Here is a 981-nt window from a genome sequence, read left to right on the forward strand (position 1 = left end):
TTTTCAGTTGTTGCCCTACCTGCGACGGGCCGTGTGCTGGTTTGGTTTGATGCTGGCGGCGGTTCGGCGGCGGGTTCCGAGGGTGCGATAGCGGTCAACGCGGCGGTGGCCTGTGCGGCGGCGGGGAGTGTTTCCGTGGTTCAGTGTGGCGTGGATGGTGGCACGTTTGGTGTTGTGGTCGTAGACGATCTTGAGACCGAACGCCTCGTACAGGTCGCGTTGCAGGGCGTCGGGGGCGTTGGTGAGTTGCAGCGCGAGTCGGGTAGGTCTTCGATCAGGTCGGGCTCGTTCGGTTGTCGTCGGGCGGCCTGTTCGCGCAGTGCCTCCAGAGCGGTGTTCTTGGTTCGGCGTTCGTGTTCTAGTTCGGCGAACCGGTGACGCAGTCGTCCGGCCCAGGCGTCAGCTATCTCGTCACCGCTGGAGAAGCTGCGGGATTCGCGCTCGTCGAGGAGGTTGTTCTGACGGCGGGTGATCTCGGCGACCGTCTTCTCGATCGCGGCGATCTGCTGTTCGATGTCGTCGCGGTCGCTGGCGTCGTGGTCGCGTAGTTGGTGGCGTAGCAGCGTGGCGCGGTCGGGGCCGAACACGCGCTCGTTGAAGAAGGTTTGCACGCATTCCAGTAGCGCGTCTTCGCGCACGTACACCGTCGGGGGGTGGTCGGCGTACGCCTCGGGGTTGCCGACGCGGTCGAGTTGCGGCTGGCAGGTGTAGTAGCCGTAGCCCTTACGGGTTTTGCCGAACATCCGTTTGTGGCATTGCTGGTGGTGCACGTAGTAGCGCAGCACGTAGGTGCGGATGGTGGCGGGGTGGGAGTTCTTGCCGCCCATCCGCGATCCTTGCCGGATGGTGCGCTTTGCCTGTACCGCTTCCCACATTTCGCGGGTGACGAGTGGTTCGTGGGTGGGCTCGGGTGACCAGACCCATTTCTCGGGTGGGTTGAGTTTGCCGCCTTTCTTGGTGGCTCGCCGGTTCCACACCATG

The 981-nt window shown here is 64.1% G+C and carries 1 protein-coding gene; it reads right to left on the reverse strand.

The features are described 5' to 3' along the window. Positions 1–140 precede the first annotated feature (140 nt). Positions 141–981, reverse strand: an 841-nt coding sequence (locus ON34_RS28670) for a recombinase family protein (protein ID WP_040785402.1), incomplete at its 5' end; no start/stop codon positions are given.

The organism is Nocardia pneumoniae NBRC 100136, assembly GCF_000308755.1.
Taxonomy (GTDB): domain Bacteria; phylum Actinomycetota; class Actinomycetes; order Mycobacteriales; family Mycobacteriaceae; genus Nocardia; species Nocardia pneumoniae.